General features: G+C 43.4%; 17 protein-coding genes. 9 read left to right on the forward strand and 8 right to left on the reverse strand.

Annotated features, from left to right (window positions below; genetic code table 11):
* Positions 1–306: 306 nt before the first annotated feature.
* Both AACT52_RS17365 and AACT52_RS17370 read right to left on the reverse strand, forming a co-directional pair.
* Complete coding sequence (locus tag AACT52_RS17365) at positions 307–951, reverse strand: MarC family protein (protein WP_073632629.1); 645 nt, start codon at positions 949–951, stop codon at positions 307–309.
* A gap of 186 nt (positions 952–1,137) precedes the next feature.
* The gene (locus tag AACT52_RS17370) at positions 1,138–1,278 is read right to left on the reverse strand and encodes a hypothetical protein (protein ID WP_158054675.1); all 141 of its coding nucleotides are present in this window, start codon (positions 1,276–1,278) and stop codon (positions 1,138–1,140) included.
* Between AACT52_RS17370 and AACT52_RS17375 the strand changes: the two genes are divergently transcribed.
* From AACT52_RS17375 to AACT52_RS17385, 3 genes are all read left to right on the forward strand, one after another.
* Entirely contained in the window at positions 1,269–1,475 is a 207-nt protein-coding gene (locus AACT52_RS17375) for a hypothetical protein (RefSeq protein WP_143172820.1), read from the forward strand. The two genes, AACT52_RS17370 and AACT52_RS17375, sit on opposite strands and share 10 nt — an antisense overlap.
* Before the next feature lie 84 nt (positions 1,476–1,559).
* Positions 1,560–2,909, forward strand: coding sequence for a ParA family protein (locus tag AACT52_RS17380; protein ID WP_073632633.1), 1,350 nt, complete (start codon positions 1,560–1,562; stop codon positions 2,907–2,909).
* Positions 2,906–3,610 (forward strand): Rho termination factor N-terminal domain-containing protein, encoded by a 705-nt coding sequence (locus AACT52_RS17385; protein WP_073632635.1) that lies wholly within the window; start codon positions 2,906–2,908, stop codon positions 3,608–3,610. The genes AACT52_RS17380 and AACT52_RS17385 overlap by 4 nt, the downstream gene beginning before the upstream one ends.
* Before the next feature lie 175 nt (positions 3,611–3,785).
* On the opposite strand, the gene AACT52_RS17390 is transcribed toward AACT52_RS17385, so the two are convergent.
* Positions 3,786–4,733, reverse strand: coding sequence for a glycosyltransferase family 2 protein (locus AACT52_RS17390; RefSeq protein ID WP_073632637.1), 948 nt, complete (start codon positions 4,731–4,733; stop codon positions 3,786–3,788).
* 15 nt (positions 4,734–4,748) lie between these two features.
* Complete coding sequence (locus tag AACT52_RS17395) at positions 4,749–5,762, reverse strand: Npun_R2821/Npun_R2822 family protein (RefSeq protein WP_073632639.1); 1,014 nt, start codon at positions 5,760–5,762, stop codon at positions 4,749–4,751.
* A gap of 116 nt (positions 5,763–5,878) precedes the next feature.
* Between AACT52_RS17395 and AACT52_RS17400 the strand changes: the two genes are divergently transcribed.
* On the forward strand, positions 5,879–7,114 hold the full coding sequence (locus AACT52_RS17400) for a glycosyltransferase family 4 protein (protein ID WP_073632641.1): 1,236 nt from the start codon (positions 5,879–5,881) through the stop codon (positions 7,112–7,114).
* A 50-nt stretch (positions 7,115–7,164) separates the two neighbouring features.
* Here AACT52_RS17400 and AACT52_RS17405 read toward each other — a convergent pair whose 3' ends face one another.
* The gene (locus tag AACT52_RS17405) at positions 7,165–8,181 is read right to left on the reverse strand and encodes an NAD(P)/FAD-dependent oxidoreductase (RefSeq protein WP_073632643.1); all 1,017 of its coding nucleotides are present in this window, start codon (positions 8,179–8,181) and stop codon (positions 7,165–7,167) included.
* A gap of 1,639 nt (positions 8,182–9,820) precedes the next feature.
* On the opposite strand from AACT52_RS17405, the gene AACT52_RS17410 reads away from it, so the two are divergent.
* Positions 9,821–12,271 (forward strand): hypothetical protein, encoded by a 2,451-nt coding sequence (locus AACT52_RS17410; protein WP_096549436.1) that lies wholly within the window; start codon positions 9,821–9,823, stop codon positions 12,269–12,271.
* A 256-nt stretch (positions 12,272–12,527) separates the two neighbouring features.
* Here the strand turns inward: AACT52_RS17410 and AACT52_RS17415 are convergent, their stop codons facing one another.
* Positions 12,528–12,734 carry a hypothetical protein gene (locus AACT52_RS17415; protein ID WP_233153980.1) on the reverse strand — a complete coding sequence of 69 codons (207 nt, stop codon included), beginning with the start codon at positions 12,732–12,734 and terminating at the stop codon, positions 12,528–12,530.
* 336 nt (positions 12,735–13,070) lie between these two features.
* Here AACT52_RS17415 and thrC point away from each other — a divergent pair, with 336 nt between their 5' ends.
* Positions 13,071–14,162, forward strand: a complete 1,092-nt coding sequence (thrC, locus tag AACT52_RS17420) for a threonine synthase (RefSeq protein WP_073632647.1) — start codon at positions 13,071–13,073, stop codon at positions 14,160–14,162.
* A 92-nt stretch (positions 14,163–14,254) separates the two neighbouring features.
* Here thrC and AACT52_RS17425 read toward each other — a convergent pair whose 3' ends face one another.
* Entirely contained in the window at positions 14,255–14,704 is a 450-nt protein-coding gene (locus AACT52_RS17425) for a hypothetical protein (protein WP_073632649.1), read from the reverse strand.
* Between the two features lie 156 nt (positions 14,705–14,860).
* Between AACT52_RS17425 and AACT52_RS17430 the strand changes: the two genes are divergently transcribed.
* Positions 14,861–15,388 (forward strand): DUF4112 domain-containing protein, encoded by a 528-nt coding sequence (locus tag AACT52_RS17430; RefSeq protein WP_073632651.1) that lies wholly within the window; start codon positions 14,861–14,863, stop codon positions 15,386–15,388.
* Positions 15,389–15,407: 19 nt separating this feature from the next.
* Positions 15,408–16,343: an alpha/beta fold hydrolase gene (locus AACT52_RS17435; RefSeq protein ID WP_073632653.1), complete on the forward strand. Its 936-nt coding sequence runs from the start codon at positions 15,408–15,410 to the stop codon at positions 16,341–16,343.
* 83 nt (positions 16,344–16,426) lie between these two features.
* On the opposite strand, the gene AACT52_RS17440 is transcribed toward AACT52_RS17435, so the two are convergent.
* Positions 16,427–16,618 carry a ribbon-helix-helix protein, CopG family gene (locus AACT52_RS17440; protein ID WP_073632655.1) on the reverse strand — a complete coding sequence of 64 codons (192 nt, stop codon included), beginning with the start codon at positions 16,616–16,618 and terminating at the stop codon, positions 16,427–16,429.
* Between the two features lie 84 nt (positions 16,619–16,702).
* Here AACT52_RS17440 and AACT52_RS17445 point away from each other — a divergent pair, with 84 nt between their 5' ends.
* On the forward strand, positions 16,703–18,007 hold the full coding sequence (locus AACT52_RS17445; protein ID WP_073632658.1) for an RNA-guided endonuclease InsQ/TnpB family protein: 1,305 nt from the start codon (positions 16,703–16,705) through the stop codon (positions 18,005–18,007).
* Positions 18,008–18,190: the final 183 nt, after the last annotated feature.

An 18,190-nucleotide genomic window follows, 5' to 3' on the forward strand; every position in this document is an offset into this window, starting at 1 on the left:
TTGCACGGCAGTCTCGTTAATCCCTCTTTTGTCATTGTGGGGTGAAACCTTTGGCAGAATATTAACAACGCAACAACTCAGCAAGATAATTATGAATGGCTGGAAAATGTAACAACCCAAACTACAAGCAAATGACCGCTTACGTACCTAAAAGCATATTTTGTAAAATTTAAAATATTATGTCCTGCCAAAGAACTAGATCAAAGTGATACCGTTTCTCTATGAAGATGCGCCTAATTAGTAATGAGTAATTAAGGTTGTGCCTCAGATTCTGTCCTTGGGAATCTTATCGAAAATTGCGCCCATCTACCGAAGCAGAGATGGCATTGATTGTTGAATGAAGGCAACAGTGCCTTCAGCAATTAACTGCACCGCAATTGCCAAAATCAAGAAGCCCAAAACGCGGTTCATTGCACCAATGCCATTTCGTCCCATTGCTCGAATGAGAGGCTCTCCCAACACGAGAAACAAGTAGAGCGATAAACCAAAGACAGCAATTCCCACTAAACAACCAGCATATGCAAGCCATTCCTTTGCCCGTTCAGATAAACTAATCACCACACCAATCGCTCCCGGTCCACTGATCAACGGAACTGCCATTGGGGTGAAGGAAATATCATCCTTATCAACCGCTTCTTGATGTTCTGGCTCTGTCAATCGTTGCCGAGCAGTGACCATTTCCCAAGCAGTATGCGCAACGATTAACCCGCCTGCAATTTGGAGAATCCCCAAAGAAATTCCGAAGAACGACAAAATCAGTTTTCCTGCTAGCAAAAAAGTGACCAACACCAGAACTACATTGATGGAGGTCTGCCGCGCTTGTTTGAGACGGTAAGGCTTGGTATCGTCTGCCGTCATGGTGTAAAAAATCGGCACCGCTCCAATGGGATTGGCGATTGGGAACAGCGCGACAAACATTCCAATGGTGTATGAAAAAAGTTGTTGCCACATCAAATAATCTTACCAGCTGTTTTGCTCGGTTACTTTTGCGCGATAGCACGAAGTGCCCGCCGGGGGGCGATCGCCTTCCCAAAAATAAACCCCCTTCTATGAGGTAGAAAGGGGCAACCAACGGTGTGTTGTAGATAGGTCTTAAGCCTAATCAGACGATTATTATTAGATGCGGGTGAAGTTGACTTATGCAGTTGAGCGATCGCCTTTGCCTTTTATTAAGTCTGGGTACCCGGATTTTTGTACATCAACAATAAATGCGTACCGAGGTGGATGGATAGCTGGGGTGGACAATGGCGATCGCCTTGCCGATCGCAATGACTTCACTTTTTCTTCAGCCCCGCTTTATTTCCCCAAGTGTTTTATATGACACTCTTAAAGTACCCTGTTTAATATCAAGCTATGAAGCAAAAAGTATTGTAGCAATAGCGATTGGCTTTGCCACTGCCCTTAGGCGATCGCTTTTTGTAGAGCGTTGGCGAAAACTGACTTATGCAAATGCTTATGTCAATTGTTGTCAATGAGCAGGTCATCAGCGAAGTTATTAATTGCACTAAACAGAAAACCGCCTAGTAAGTGGCGGTTTTGTAGTAAACTTACTTGATTTTATGGATTCTTCCAAACTTAGGCAAGTACTGTTGGATCTTCCGAGTAATGCGCAAGAGCCAATAGTTGGCAACATCTTCATTCCATATCTGCTAAAGCTGCTGGATTTTGATGCAACTGAAACCGTCCCCAAGTTTGCTACTGGCAATAGCTTTGACGCCGTTGATTACGCTGTTCGCAAGAATGCTGAGAACGACATCTTCGTCAACACCAAGTCTAACCCCTACCTACTGTTGGAAATAAAAGGTAGAGATATTAACCTAAGCGGAAATTCTGCACAGTATAGGTCAGCAGTTAAGCAGCTTCACGGTTATTTACGTGGTTCAAATTGCAAGTCTGCCCAATGGGGAATTATTACAAACTCCAGACACATTCAATTGTTTAGCAAGCATGGCAAGGTTATCCACCCAGCCTCGTCCTGTCTGGAGATTACACCTGATAACGTTGACGAGATTGTGGCGGCAATCAAAGCTAAAATCGACAACCCTCCCAGGGCGCTCACAGTCGCCATTTACAACAATAAAGGGGGCGTGGGAAAGACTACAACCACGGTTAATCTGGCAGCTACATTGGCAGCTTTTGGAAAACAAGTATTAATTATTGACTTTGACCCGAACCAACAGGATTTAACCAACTCCCTTGATGTGAAACCAAAGGAAGATGCGTTGTATTCCTGGTTGGAAAATAAGCCGAGTCCATCATTTCCTCCAGGGGTCATGTTCAGGTTCAGTTTCCCGACAAAGTCCACTGGCACAATAGCATTTGATGTTATCCCAAGTGACAAAAAGCTGATGGTTTTAGGAGAAGAAAGACTGCGGCAAGTTATCAGGATAGCTAAACTGAGGCAGCTGATTGACCCGTTAAAATCTCTATATGACTACATTTTAATTGACTCTCCACCCAACTGGAGATTCTTCAGTCAGAGCGCGGTGTATGCTTCGGATGTAGTTTTAATTCCTACCAAGCACAACAACATCTTTTCTCTACAGAATGCGGCAATTGTTATCAAACAATTCATTCCAGAAGTCCAAAGTTTTAGGAAGGATGGGGGACCAATAGCGCTTCCTATCTTCTTTAACGGAGAAGCGATTACCCCAGCAGCACGAGCTACGGCTGACCGAGCATTGGATGAAATCATCGAACAGGCAAAAAACGATAAAACTAACCCCTTTGACTTAACGCCGTACTTTTACTCCCGTTACAGTCAAGCAAAACCAGATCACTACATTTTCAATTTGCCCAGTTATGCCCACATTGCGAACGCGGCTTTTGCACGTACGCCATCTGTGTATAGAAATAAAACAGCATATGATTACTATTTTGCATTAGCCAAGGAGTATTTTCTACAATGAGCTTAAGCGATGTTGGGAATTTAATGTGCCTTGATAAGGATGGAATTAACCCAGGCAAAGGTACAAACGCACCAGAGTTTTTAATCAAAGTATCTGCAAAAGCGCTTAATGAGTCGGGTGGTCGCAACTGGGTTCCGGTGATTGTTAAAGAAACTGGTGAAGACCAGTACGAAGTTATCGGCAACTCGTTCATTTTCGCGGTTGCAGAAGAAGCCGGGCTGGAGAAAGTGTGGTGTATTATTGCTGACCCCAGTGAGCAGACATCTCAACTAACCAAAATTCTCGCTGGGGAATTCGTACCGAAAGTCAACCTATCGACCGCAACCAGAGATGAAATTCAATCGGCGTTGCAGTACCTCATTGAGAAGCCAAATAGTGAATTGAAAGGGGTTCAGCTGGCGATCGCCACCAATCGTATTGATGGGGCATCGCGCAACCAGTGGAAAAACTTCGAGCCAGTCACAAAGTTAGCGTGCGGCATAACTAGGGGAAAGAAGTTAGATGCACTCAAGGAAGTTTTTTACCTAACTCCTGAGCCAACAACAATTAAACCCGTCATAGATCCTGGGGTCATCATAGATCCTGAAATATTAAAAACTTTGACAGTTGCAAAGCTAAAAGACATGGCAAGGGAACGAGGAATTCCTGGATATAGTGGCAAGAGAAAGCCAGACTTAATTAAGTTGCTATCGAAAAGTTGACCGAAAAAAAACAAAGCCTCCTTAACCTCATCTAAGGGGGCATACCATTGATAACGCTTGATAGGGCTCGATTCCTTAAAAATCAAAATGGGAACTTCTGTGAGTCTTGTGTCCAAACAAAGCGCTCAAACCGCTTTGGGTTCTGTGCTGTGTACCGAAGCGTGCGGTGACGCTCCTACCCCTTCACTCTTCTTACCAAACCAAACGCCCAAGGACGCAACCCCACAGGTAACAGCGATAACCCTAACCCAGTCCACGCCTTAGCTGACGAAAAAGACTTCCCTGCCAAAACTAACTCTCTTCCTTTTTGCGTTTCACCCTTTTCAATCAAGCGTAACCCTAACAATAACTGTGTCTCTGCAAGACGCTTTTGCCTAATTTCCTCCAGCTTCTGCGATGGAAATTTATAACTTTCTAAATACTGCAATTTATCAGTTAAATAAGGAATTGCCCGATTAATACCTTGCTGTTGGTCATGAAAGCGATATTCCATTAACAACTCTGGTAAGTAATAGCCTTTCTTCCCTGTCAAAGCCAACCGCACAAATAAATCATTATCCTCGCAATTTTGCCAATTGGGCTGCATAAATCCCAACTCTTGCAAGCTGGAACGACGAAATAAGGTTGCGCCTATTTGAAAGCTTTGTTTAACAAATACAACTTCTAACAAATTATCAACAATACCTGCTTGTAAATTCGCCCTACCCCAGCGGCAAGAATTTTCTTGGGTTTTCGCTTGATCTCGGACGTTGTTAATATCAATCACCCAATGGTCAGTCCCAACAAAATCAATGCTAGAGTTTTTATCAAGAATCGCTGCGGTACGTGTTAGGAAATTTGGTGTTAACTTATCATCATCATCAAATTTGATAAAATATTCGCCCGTTGCGGCATCAAAGCCAGAGCGCATATTATTACTTTTACCAATATTTTGCGGATGACGGATGTATTTGATGCGGCTGTCTGTGTACTGCGACATCAGTTCAGGTGTCCCGTCATCAGAACCGTCATCACAGATAATTAATTCAAAGTCTTGATAAGTTTGTTGTAGTACGCTTTCAATGGCGAAAGGTAGAAGGTTAACACGGTTAAACGTAGGAATACAAATACTAATTTTAGTCACAGGCTTATTGCTTCTCTACAAAAAGACTTTTTTTGCTTTCTTGACAGCTTTATGTAATATTCTATTCACTTTCTTGAATTTGCTAGGAGGTTTTAGTTCCTTTGGTCTTTGCTCTGGTTGTTTGAGAAATCTATAGTATAAAAATACATCTTTATAACGAATATCTACATCTTCGCCATGACATAAACGCGTGAAATCTATTGCAGGATAGTTCATATAATGAAGTCGATGGATTGGCTTTAATCCTTGCTCGTTATACACAACATTATTTATATTCACAAACGGGTCAGATATGGCACAATTTCCTGTTCTTTCCTGCCCATTTTCACTAAGAGTAAAATTAAACAAAGGAAGATTTGACTTGAAAGTCAAGTAATTAAATAAATGAGCATCATCCCACCATGCCGTCAGCCATTCAACTTCTCTATTTTCGACTAATAGTTTTTTCAAAAAAGCTAAGTTTTCTTTGTTAAATAAACCTCGCTTTGACCCAAAAAAGTCGGAACAGTGAAGCCTAGGACGTATATCTTTTTCAGTCAATAAGTTGGCTTTTTCTAAAAACGGGATATTTAATGGTACTTTTGTGCGGTTTTTAGTGTGTATCCAATCATCAAAAACAAAATCATATGTGTTAAGTTTATCAAACACATCATCAAAGGGCTTCATTGCTAAACTATCAGCATCGCAAAACACGAATTTGTCAAACTCTCCATCAAATACACACATTTTTCTTTGCAGATGACCGGAAGACCACCAGTTACGTGATAACTTTGAACTTTTAGCTCCTGGATGAACTGCCCAAACTTCCTTAGCAAACTCTTCCCAACGTTGGATTGAGTCCCAGTTATCAAAAAGCGTTACATTTTTTCTAGAATTAATTTCTTCCTTCACTAAATTTAATTTATCATTATATGGAATAATACAAATAGGAATATCTGAACCAACATTGACTTCGATGCTATTTAATAAAGCAATGAGTTGGTCATAAACAACGTCATTAGCTAATGTGTAAATACCTATTTTTGCCATTTTTTTACCTATTATTTTTATTGAAATATAGTCACAATTGTAATCATATCAATTTAGCTATATGTCATGATATATATCATCATGTCTTTAAGTATTATTACTAAATAATTCATTGCATGAGAATTTTAATGCTATCTTCGACATTTCCCTATCCGCCCACACGAGGTGGAACGCAGGTGAGGACGTTTAATTTACTCAAGTATCTCAGTCAACACCATGCTATCACCCTGGTGACTCAACGAGAGCCTGATGTCACAGATGCAGAAATAATAGGATTACGAAATTGTGTTGAGAACTTAATTCTTTTTAATCGCCCAAAAGACTCTGGTATATCTGGAGGGATACTGAAGAAAATACAGCAGAAAATACAGCGCTTCATGACTTTTATACGCTATGGGATACCGCCTAGTGTGTTAAATCGCTACTCAAATGAAATGCAAACCTGGGTTGATAACTTTATACAAGCGGGTAAATGTGATGTCATTACCTGCGAACATAGCGTGAATGAAATTTATGTGCGCCCTTACTTTCAAAAACAAATCAGAACTGTAGTTAACGTTCATAGTTCTGTCTACGGTACCTGTCGCAACCAGCTAGACACTGGTATTTCTGAAAATAGATTTCGAGATAGACTTTATCTACCACTTTTGCGTCGTTACGAACAACGCTACTGCTCTAAATTCTCGGCAATTGTGGTAACAACAGAAGAAGATAGGGTTCAGATGCAAAAATTTAACCCTAACAGTGAAATTGTAGTCATTCCCAATGGCGTAGATTTGGTTTCCTTTCCCAACCGTAGCAATGATCCAGGGGGACACCGCTTAATTTTCATTGGTGCAATGGATAATTTAGCAAACATCGATGCTGTGTGCTTTTTCAGCAACGAAGTTTTACCAGAAATTCAAAAACTTTACCCTGATACGACTTTCGATATTGTTGGTTCTCGTCCTGCACCAGAAGTTTTAGCACTTAAAGAAAAACCTGGCATTATTGTAACAGGGCGTGTGCCTTCAATGGTAGAGTATTTGCACAAAGCGACTGTCTGCGTCGTGCCAATGCGGACGGGATTTGGTATTAAAAATAAAACTTTAGAGGCGATCGCTGCAGGTGTACCCGTCGTTGCAAGCGATCGCGGTTTAGAAGGACTGGCTGTAGATGGTGCAAATGCACCACTGAGGGCATTACGAGCAAATCAGCCTACAGAATATGTGACTGCTATTTGTCAATTATTTGAAAATCCGCAATTGCGAGCAGAATTGTCTGGTAACGGTAGACAATTGGTAGAAACGGAATTCACTTGGGATAGCGCTGGGAAACGCTATGAGGAAGTCCTTGCAGGTGGTGTGTGCTAAGTATTGACACGGGAAAAGCATTGCGCTATCCAACATCGTGCAGAATCCGGTCAAGCGGTGGGTAAAGTTTTGGTGGAAGTGGCTTGAGCCATTTGTACCGGACGTTTAGCTCCGACCGAGGAGCGCAAATCTCGCCAGATTTGAGTAGCAGCCGATGCCCCGTCCGCTGCGGCAACTACAACTTGATTGAGTCCGACTTTGAGATCGCCGCTCGCAAAGATGCGAGGATGGGAGGTACGTGCCATCTTATCAGTGACCAAATTGCTGCCCTGCTTTTCTAGATTGAACTTCTCTAGATAATCAGCGTGATACTTCGATCCCATTGAAATCAATCCAGCATCTAGCTCTATCACCCTGCCATCTTCTAGTTCCACACCGCTCATCTGATGGTCTTCACCGAGGAATTGCTTGATTGGGGTTTCAACCACCTCATAGCCGTGTTCGTCTAATTTCTGACGCAACTCATCTGCGACTTCAAACAGTCCCTGAGTGAACAACGTGATATGAGGGGTAAACCAACCGAGTGGAAAAACGACTTCCGCATTACTGAGACTGTTGGCAAATACTCCCACTTTTTTATCATTCATTTCATAACCATCACAAATTAAACAGACGTGCAGATTGTAGCCTGCATAGTCATACACGTTTCGCATATTGTCTAAGTTAGGTAAGTAGTCAATGATGCCACTGGCAGCAACCAGGTACTTCGAGCGGAACGTCTGACAGATACTGTCCTGTCTGCCAATTTTGACCTGCACAGCAAAAGTTTCTCCCTCATCTACGATGTCCTCTACAAAGCCATCGAGCATATCACCGCCGAGCGAGAGGTAGTGTTCCTTACCTTGCCGCAGCAAAGATCGCCCTGGGGTATCCGGTGGCAATCCCAGATAGTTATGGAGTTCTTGCATCCAGAAGGAACGGGCTTTGCCTTTGTCGATAATCAAACTCGAAAGAAGATAGCGTTGCAGGTAAATGCCAGCAGACAACCCACCTGCTCCACCACCGACAACAATCACGTCATAAACATGAGAGGCACGTTCTGAGAGATTTTGCTTTGTCAGTTTCATAGCACGCTCCAAGATGCGATCGCTTTCTACAAATCAATCCTAATTAGGCACAAATACGAAACAACAAATTAATGATTGTGTTTCAGTTGACATTTTGACTGGCTATAGATGCTTACAGCATACCGTTCCATCACTCTCTCCAGAGAAACAAAGAAGAATCTAGCTACACAAGAGTTTCAGGCAAAACTGACCCCACATTCCGCACGCAGTGGTGTCATACAGTATAAGCAGTAAGCAACTAAAGTCCAAATCAGCATAGATTTACCATAAACAGAGAGAATAATAAACAGGTGCGATCGCTAAGTTGGGAAATGCCGCCATGTTGTCATCGTTGCCTCACCACGATTGAGCCGTTTGACCAACTCTTTACGGCTATTAACCTGACCTTTTTTTAACCACTAGAGCATCTGTAAGCGTTCTTTACTGCTAGCATAAGGACAGTAACTTAAGACGCTTCTCCAGTTCTTCAAGAATGAGCGTCAGGGTTCTCTAGTTGATCTGCAACCCCATGCTTAAAAAGCAGGGGCTTGTGAGTTAACGCTACCTGACCCGCTTAAGTCCAGGAATGGACTACGTTTAGGGCAAGTGTTTAAATTCCTACCTTGGGATGCATGAGCGTCCCAAGCTCTAGAACTGTGGTAGTTAAACAGGCTTACGGAGAATAAAGCAGTGCCACCCAGAAAGTACCGACCCTAAACATTATGCAGTCTACGTTTACCCAGAAATGGGGTATCTCGGAAACGAAAATTAGGGATAAGTATGACGGTAAATAAATTTCCCGTCGGGCTTCATCCCCATGCATGAATGACAGGGGCTTCCGCCCTTTTGTATTGGTGAATTGTTAATTCGAGTGAACGAGCCATAAACAAATGTACTCTGCACTTCTACTTACAAGCTTAGAGCAATGGCGAACTTTCTCTCCAATTATTAAGTATTAAGCTCATTGTTACAGAGAATTGGTATGAGTTCTGAGTCCAAGCGCTGCGGACTTCGGTCATCCAATTTTATCATACTTGTTGAAGATTGAGCAACAATTGCAGCAGAAGTTAGCGCTAATAAAAGCGCTAGCAAATTATGAATATATGAAGACATTGTTAGGTAAAAATTAAGAGTAATCAAAATAACTAATTGGAAAATTATCAAAAAAAGTTGCGTTAAAGAATTAATGAAATAGCTTTTCTTTCTTGAGTCAAGAGACGCACTCTTTATAGATACATCAGAAAATAAAGAAAACACGGAGACACTTACGACCTGGAAAAATCTATCTCTGTGTCTTTTGATGTCTCCGTTGATTCAGGTCACTGCAAGCAACAAACCCGCAGTGGTTCATTCTTGTTTCTCGGTTTTTTTACACTCAACTCACACACACATAATGAGAGTCTATTGAAGGAGTGGTTTTTATGGCATTGGTGAATTTACTGATTTTGTAAAGAAAATAGAAAGTTAAGGGAAAATGTGCGGAAATCAGGCATTGTATCCTGATAAATGTAAATGAAGAAGAAAAGAATAATCAAAAGTGAAAATTGAAAAATTTTCCACACTTACCAACATTAAATGTTTGTAACCAACATTTAAGAAACACGAGTATAAAGGAAAATACTCTTGCCAAAGTACCTATTGGATTTACAGCAGAAGTAGCATGGCAAACCCTTCAAATCCTGCACCAAAACCATGCAGACCAAATGAGCCGAATTCAAGTCCACTCAAACGCATTTCTGAAAAACTCAAGGAAAATCCTCAACAGGGAAATTGGCTAGCGTCGATGCTAGCAATGACGGTTTTGTTATGCAGCGCTGGTTTAATAACGACTTTTGCCTGGATTAGCATTCAATTTATACTTAATCCAGAGCAGGTAAGCTGGCTAAATAAATCTTTCCCAGGATTGGGGAACATTTCCGACAATAACTCAGAACCCTCCCAAACCCTTAGAGAAATTCAAGATTCCCTCAGCAAACAAGGACAAATAGCGGGACAAATCCTGCCTTTGGAACGCGACACAACAGCTTCTTTTTTACTCCCTGTTTTTAAGCAGCGTGCTAATTGTCAGTCGGATTGCAAGTATATAGTTGAACTTAGGGTTTATCAACGCGCAGGAAACCCAGAACTGCAATCTGTATCAAAGGCATACTATCATCTAGCCGCTCAACTCAAAGTGACTGGACCAGAAGAATCTTTTGTCGTCGCGCCCATCGTCAATGCTACTGATGACAACCAAGGTTCCAGTTTACCCTTGCCTTTAAGTGAAGTAGGTCGTTTTGAGGGCGATACACCCTCACCAGGTGTATGGTTCTATTTACGAGGACAGCGTCAACAAGGAACAAGTGCAATTGCCTACGGTCAGATAGTTTACTACAATCCCGAAGGCACTCACCTACAACTTATGCTGCCTTGGACAAGTCCGAGTGGACAACTCCCTCAATGGCGGGAAGTCACTGGTGGTGATGCAAAAGAGTTAGTTGTGGATCAAACAGTTGGTTTAGAACCGCAGCTGCGTGTTTATCAAGTCAACTCTGTCAAGTTTGTCCTCAACCCTATTCAACTAGAGCAAATTTCCCTGACTCCACCAGCCCTCCAAGATTCAGATTACCAAAATGCCTTGATGTTAGCCCGTAGTGGACTGTGGACACCAGCCTTTGAACAGTTGCAATCTCTCAAAAAACAGCTGACGGGGCAGTTCCCAGAAGCAGCACAAGCACAGATGGATGTGATTGATTTGCATTCCCAAGTTACCAAAACCCAGGCAGATACAAGTTCGGCAAGTCCCAGCCAACAAGTCCTGGCAGATTTAATAGATGGTCGTTGGGACAAAGCTTTACAAGTGTTTGAGGCTTCGCTGGAAAATGCCAAAGATATTGCCACTCTACTAAAAGCAGATAAAGGACGGTTGTGGAGTCGTGTAGAAGCACAATTGCGGGTGAACCCAAATCAACAGTCGGTGCAAGCTTGGGGTGCCTTGATTTTAGCAGCCAAGTATGGGCAACAACGGGCGAATTCCTGGTTAAATGGGCAGTCCAAAACTACAACAGACACCCTTACCTATATTCAAGGCTTGTTAGGACAACTCAATGGTGACGCCGCATCTCAAATCCCTACTCACTCCAGCCAGATTGTTGGTTCGGTACAACCAATCGCTGAAGTTAACGCCCGTGACTGGCTGCAACCTCCCTCACAACAGACGCGCCATAGGGTTTTTGAAGATACGCGCCATAGCATTTTTGTAGATACGCAGCAAGACGTGTCTCTACAAAAAGCTGATAACCAGGTTTGGTATCAGGTAGAAGTCTCTGCATTTCATGATGGAAGACGCTGGCTTTATTACCCGTTTACAAATTTAAAGCCGCCTCAAACTTCGCCAGAAAAATTTTTGTGGAAGGCTTTAGGTATAGATTCTGACCCGGAAATTCAAATAGTGGTTTGGCTGGCAAACAGAGAACAGGTAACGACGACAGCCACCATCAAAGCCGTGCAATTTCGCGATGGCGTCTTGCGCTTACTCGTTGCCGCAGATGAGAGTGTAGAGACTTTATATGCAACGTCTCTACAACAACCACTTTTAGCGATGACAAATTCTGCTTTAGAATGGGTTGAGTCAGTACCAATGACGCTCCAAGAACTGTACCAACAAGACGCCCTCGGGGTAAAAGCCATGCTACCGGTATTGTGGCGATCGCTCCAAGAATCTGGTCAGTTGCCTGGTGGTGCGGTTCCAGACTCGCAATATATCCTGCAAAAGCTAGGAAGTTTGCCGGTTCAAGAGGTTGATTTAACAGGTGATGCGATGCCGGAAACTGTGCTAACCATTTCGCCAGAGGCAATAGCATCTTTAGATATGCAAGATACCAGCGAGGACACAAGTTTTCCGCCGCAACAGCCAACACTCAGAAGTCCTGACAATAATCAATCCCGTCCTCACACGCTGATCTTGTCTGATAGTGGTCAAGTCATTTATACTGATTTCAAGCAAGATTCCCCAGCTTTGTTAAGGGCGATCGCCAAGCTTTCGGGAGGACAATCTGTAGGTTTGCTTCTAGAGAATGCCCACGGTTATAGTTTGAAAGTTTGGTCACAAAAGAATCAGCGCTTTGAATAGTAAACTGATCACACTGCTACACAGAACTTATCCATAGTTGTCCATGACATCTACTTTGTCTGCTTCCTGCTTCTACCAAGAGAGACGGCTCTTACTTGTCCACAGGCGTTACTATGTCTTCGCCACGCTGCGCTATCGGAGCTAGCCGCTCCTACGTGTATATTGAGAAAATTCTCAATTAATAATCCATGTTAGTCCGCTTGTTTTTCGCGCTTCATGACTAACTTTAAATAAGTATCGCTAATATATTGGCGACTTATTCCTCCTTGTGTGTAGCAGATAGGTTTTGCCTTTTCATACTTTGCAGTTGCTGTAGCAAGCAATCAACCTCTGCCTGTAGATGCATAAACTTATCTAACTGCTCGGCTTGGTAATAACATTTGTTCAACTTGTTTGCCCAGATAGCCCGGGACTCATTTTCAGAAACACTAGATTCAGAAACACTAGATGTAGACATTGCCATATCTATCCAGAACTTAACTCACACCACTAGAGATATTATAGTAGCCAAGTTTTAAGAATCATTAAAAAATTATAAACTTTTCTACCACAAATGAAATATGTCTCAGGTTGTGTACTAGGAGACAGCATATGTAATAGTTTTGTTCCCAACTAAACACCTGAACTAGGCGTGAAAGGGGGGATGAGGGAGATGAGGGAGATGAGGGAGATGAGGGAGATGAGGGAGATGAGGGAGATGAGGTAACTTATTGATAAAATATTGCGCGTCTGCGGCACTTGGAGTGCAAAATATATACCAGATGCTGTTTTCAATTGGAGCTAAGAGCTTTTAAATACCGTGACTTTGAGCCTGTCTGCTGCTAAATCTCATCGCCAACCCTGGCTTGGACTGATAGAACAATATCGCGAATACTTACCTGTCAACGAAACAACACCAGTTGTCACACTGCAGGAGGGCAATACACCTTTAATACCTGTTCCCTCAATTGCAGAACGCATTGGCAGACAAGTGCGTGTCTTCGTCAAATACGATGGTCTAAACCCCACTGGTAGCTTTAAAGACCGAGGAATGACATTAGCAATTTCTAAGGCAAAGGAAGCTGGGGCAAAGGCGGTCATTTGTGCCAGTACGGGCAACACCTCAGCAGCAGCAGCGGCTTACGCTCGGCGTGGGGGAATGCGTGCCTTTGTGATCATACCTGATGGCTATGTGGCGTTGGGCAAGTTGGCACAGGCGCTGCTGTATGGGGCAGAAGTCCTGGCAATCAAAGGTAACTTTGACCAAGCGCTGGAAATTGTGCGCGAAATGGCAGAAAGTTATCCGATTACTTTGGTAAATTCCGTCAATCCTTACCGCCTAGAAGGGCAAAAAACAGGGGCGTTTGAAATTGTTGATGTCATGGGCGATGCTCCAGACTGGCTGTGCATCCCAGTGGGTAATGCGGGAAATATCACAGCATATTGGATGGGATTTTGTCAATACCATCAAGCCAGAAAGTGCGATCGCCTACCTAAGATGATGGGATTCCAAGCAGCAGGTGCAGCTCCCCTCGTGAATGGTCAGCCAGTGGCACATCCAGAAACCATAGCCACAGCAATTCGCATTGGCAACCCTGCCAGCTGGCAAAAAGCCGTTGCCGCCCAACAAGCAAGTATGGGCAGTTTCCACGCCGTCACCGATGCGGAAATTCTGGATGCTTATCGGCTTTTGGCTTCAGAAGAAGGGATTTTCTGCGAACCCGCCAGCGCCGCTTCCGTTGCCGGTTTGTTGCAGGTGAAAGACCAAGTTCCCACAGGCGCGACTGTGGTATGTGTCCTCACCGGCAACGGTTTAAAAGACCCAGATACAGCCATCAAACACAGTCAAAGTCAATTTAAACAGGGCATTGCGCCAGAATTATTGGCAGTCGCAGAGGCGATGGGATTTTAAAAGTGCTGAGTGGGGAGGAGAAAGGAGATGAGGAAGATAAGAGACTAATTTCTCCCCTGCTCCCCTGCTCCCCTGCTCCACTGCTCCCCTGCTTATGTACTACCTCTTTCCTTAGTTAAACCATCTATAGCATCACCTAAGGCGGTGGTTAAGCTTTTGCGCGTTTGGGAGTGGTTGTCTTGCTCTGTTTTCAAAGCTTGTAGCAGGCGATCGCGTTCTTTCATTACCGCAATCAGTCTGGCTTTCAATTCCTCCACAGATTGGAGTTGTTCGACTTCTTGTTGAATGGCTGTTGTGGCTGTGGGATCATCTAGTTGTGCTGCCTCAATACCTTGGATTTGGTGTATTTGTGCTTTTAAGGACGCGATCGTCTGCTGCGCCATCTGAGCATCTGTACGGCGTTGTTCTGCTTCTGTGTTGTAGAGTTTCCGCCATTTTTCGGCACTTTGCCACCCTGCATCATGTTCTGTTTGAAGTTCCGCTATCTGCTGTTTGAGTGCTTTAATTTCTGCCAACCACTGGGAAGTTAATTCTTGAGTCATAAAAGCTGATACGATTTTTCACCCGCAAAACCTGAAAACATAGTTTATAGCAAAAAATTAGTACATCTTGTTACATATACCAGAGGTAAACCATTCACTTTCCCTGCATAAGAGTAGAATATTTAGGCGTTTAACAACTCAAACGCAAACGCGCTAATGTCTGAATTTCCCCCTCATTATCCCACAATGGAACTTGATGCCAAAGCACCGACTTTAAGAAGACTGCGTCAGCTCAGCCGCTTACTGGATAGAGTCATTACCGTTCCGGGAACACAGATTAGTATTGGTCTAGATCCAATTTTGGGACTTATACCTGTCGGCGGTGATTTTTTAGGAGTTATGCTTTCGGCATACATTGTCCTAGAATCTGCCCGGTTAGGTGCGCCAGCATCTACTTTGAGCAGAATGGTAGTGAATATCATTATTGATGCCGTAGTAGGCGCAATACCCATAGCAGGGGACTTGTTTGATGTCGGCTGGAAAGCTAACGAGTATAATATCAAGCTACTGGAAGATCATTTAAAGTCTCCCAGCCAGAGGAAGAGGGCAGACAAGTGGTTTGTATTTGCGATTATGACTGTATTGTTCATTGTCGCCATTGGATTAGTCGCATTTGCCGTGATACTCATGAAACTGCTTGGAACGCTGCTTGGAACGCTGCTGGGAGTGTTAACTGGCGGTTAGATAAGTGACGACAAAATTAATGAAAGACTGGTGGCAAGAGACTTTCCCCGAAGGTCGGCAAAGTCTCGTAATTACCGATGCTAATGGGTATCCTGTAAAAATCGCTTACGGTGAAAAAGGAACAGGTAAACCCCTATTTCTCTTACATGGTGTTGGCAGCTGGAGCTACAATTGGCGTCACAGCGTCCAGCCACTCTCTGAGCATTTTCGGGTTATTTGTTTTGATGCTAAAGGTTACGGCTTTTCCGAAAAAGCTGTGTTTCGCAGAGAACAGAGTGGTCATCAAATTATTGAGTTAGAAAGAGTCATTCTTTCCTTATGTGATGAACCCGTGGTTCTTGTGGCAGAATCTTTAGGCGCATTAATTGCCCTTGGTCTTGCCGAAGCAAATCCCCAGTTAATAGCGCGGCTTGTGCTGGTAAATGTACCTATTTTTCCTCAACAGTTACCTCATTGGGGAATGTGGTTGCTTTCTCAGCTACCTTTAGAAATCGTGCAGGCAATTGACTCCTCTCGTCTAGCGCACCTATTTGCACCACTGGTGAGAGAAATTATGGCAATAGAAAGGCGTGGAGTCTTATACGATCCATCAATACTGACGCAGGATGATGTTTACTGGATAACTTACCCTTACACTGAAATTCCTGGGACTCTTACGAAGGTGGCGGAAGAGTTACAAATAGCAGCGCGGGAAATTGAACACTTGCAAACAGATAAACCAAATCTAATTAGTAAAATTCAGAATAATCTCGGTGCCATAACATGTCCTACCCTGATTTTATGGGGCGAACACGATAGTTGGTTTCCTTCTAGCGATGGGGAAAAATTGCGTCAGCGCCTTCCCGATGCTAAATTACAAATTCTGCCTAACTGCCATCATGATGCGTCCACAGGTGCTTCAGAAGCGGTGAATGCAGCGATTCTTAATTTCTTGCAGGAAACCCATTTCTGTTGAACGGTTCGCGGCAGTCCCCACCCTCAACGTACAAAGCGTGGTAGGTATAAGAGCGGGTAATGACGAGAACATCCTCAACCGAATTAAACCGTAGGTTTGACAGGGCGGAGGATGGTCGAGGAATTACCAATCTTGGTATCGGGGAGAGACTTTATGTAGTCTTGAATGACCTCAGACATGGACACACCTAGAGCAACCGCGTAATTCTCTAGTCTTTCTTTTTCTTTGTCTGTCAACCGCACAATGATTTTATTTGTTCTAGCAATTCTAGCCATATTTCCGGAATCCGTGTTAGTCTTACTGTAAATACAGATAGACTAGCATAAACGAGGTAAAAACAAGTAGTGGCGACGAGACGAATGACTTTTCGGTTATACCCAAATAAGCAGATAGAGCAGTCCTTGCGGTATCACCGGAAATTGCATAAGGACTTGTTCAACGCTGCTGTTAATAACAGATTTGTTCAGTATCAAAAGTTCAACCACAAAGTTGATTATTTTGAGCAACAGAACAGTTTACCAGCTTTCAAAGAGGTGTGGACTGAGTACAAAGAAGTAGGTTCCCATGCGTTGCAAGCTACTTTAAAACGAGTAGATTTTGCTTTTGAACGTTGGTTCAAAGGATTGGGTAAACGCCCCAGATTCAAATCAATTCGGCATTATTCAGGATGGACTTATCCTGATTCTGCGGGGTTCAAAGTGGAGTCCAACGGCGAGAATGGATACCTCAATCTGTCTAAGATTGGGCGTATTCAGATGCGCGGAAAGGCTAAGTATTGGGGGAAACCTACTACTTGCACCATTGTTTACCGCAACGGGAAGTGGTACGCATCCATAACTGTTGATGTCTTGGAGCAGGTTTTAAACAGTAATGTTTTACCAGTTGGTGCAATTGGTATTGACCTGGGTTGTAAGTCAGCACTGTCTATTACTGATGGAGAAAATCATTACTCAATTGATGCTCCTAAGTTCCTACGGAACGCTGAACGCAAGATAAAGCGAGCATCTAAGGAGAAACGACGTAAACAAGCACCAAACAGAAAGAAGAAAGTTAAGGCTTCTAGAAGATGGAAGAAAGCCCAGTCAAAAGTTAGCAAGCTAGCTCGTCAAGTTGCTAACCGGAGGCAGAATTGGGTACATCAGGTAGCAGCAGAAATAGTAAGCGGTAATAGCTTCGTTGCTACCGAAAAGCTGGAAGTCAAGAACATGACTAGTAAAGCGAAGAAAGGTAAGCGCAAAAAACAGAAGACTGGGTTAAACAAGTCAATACTTGATGTTGGGTTTGGAATGCTCCGTAGCACCATCAAATACAAGGTAGAGCAAATTGGCGGTGTATTTATCGAAGTCCCAACCAAGAAAGTAAAGCCAAGTCAAACCTGTCCTAAATGCGGACACCAGCACAAAAAGACTCTGGATGTACGCGTTCATGAGTGCGGCGTCTGCGGGTATGTTCAGGATAGGGATATTGCGGCTGCCGAAGTGATGCTCTACTGGTCAAAAGGAACTCTACCGGGGTTTGGAACAAGCCTCGAAGACGCTGATGTCCTTAGCTCTACTTCATCCACCAGCAAAAAAGCTGGAAGTATGAAGCAACTGGGACGCGCGAAGCGTCAGAAATCAACCCTTACTGGGCTGGATGTAGAAACCAGCCCTTCAACGAAGTAAGGGCTGGTAGTTCATCAAGGATTAAGAAGAACTCAGTTGTCAGAACACAGAACTCAGTTCAATGCTGAGTCGAAGCGCTGCGGAGTTCTGAGTACTTTCTTCGATCAGAAGTCACAAATCAGAACTTAGCTTGGGTCCAGGGCAAAGGCATCTAAATTCCGTAAGCCATGTCCAGCAAGGGTT

The organism is Scytonema sp. HK-05 (assembly GCF_963872035.1).
Lineage (GTDB): Bacteria > Cyanobacteriota > Cyanobacteriia > Cyanobacteriales > Nostocaceae > Kalymmatonema.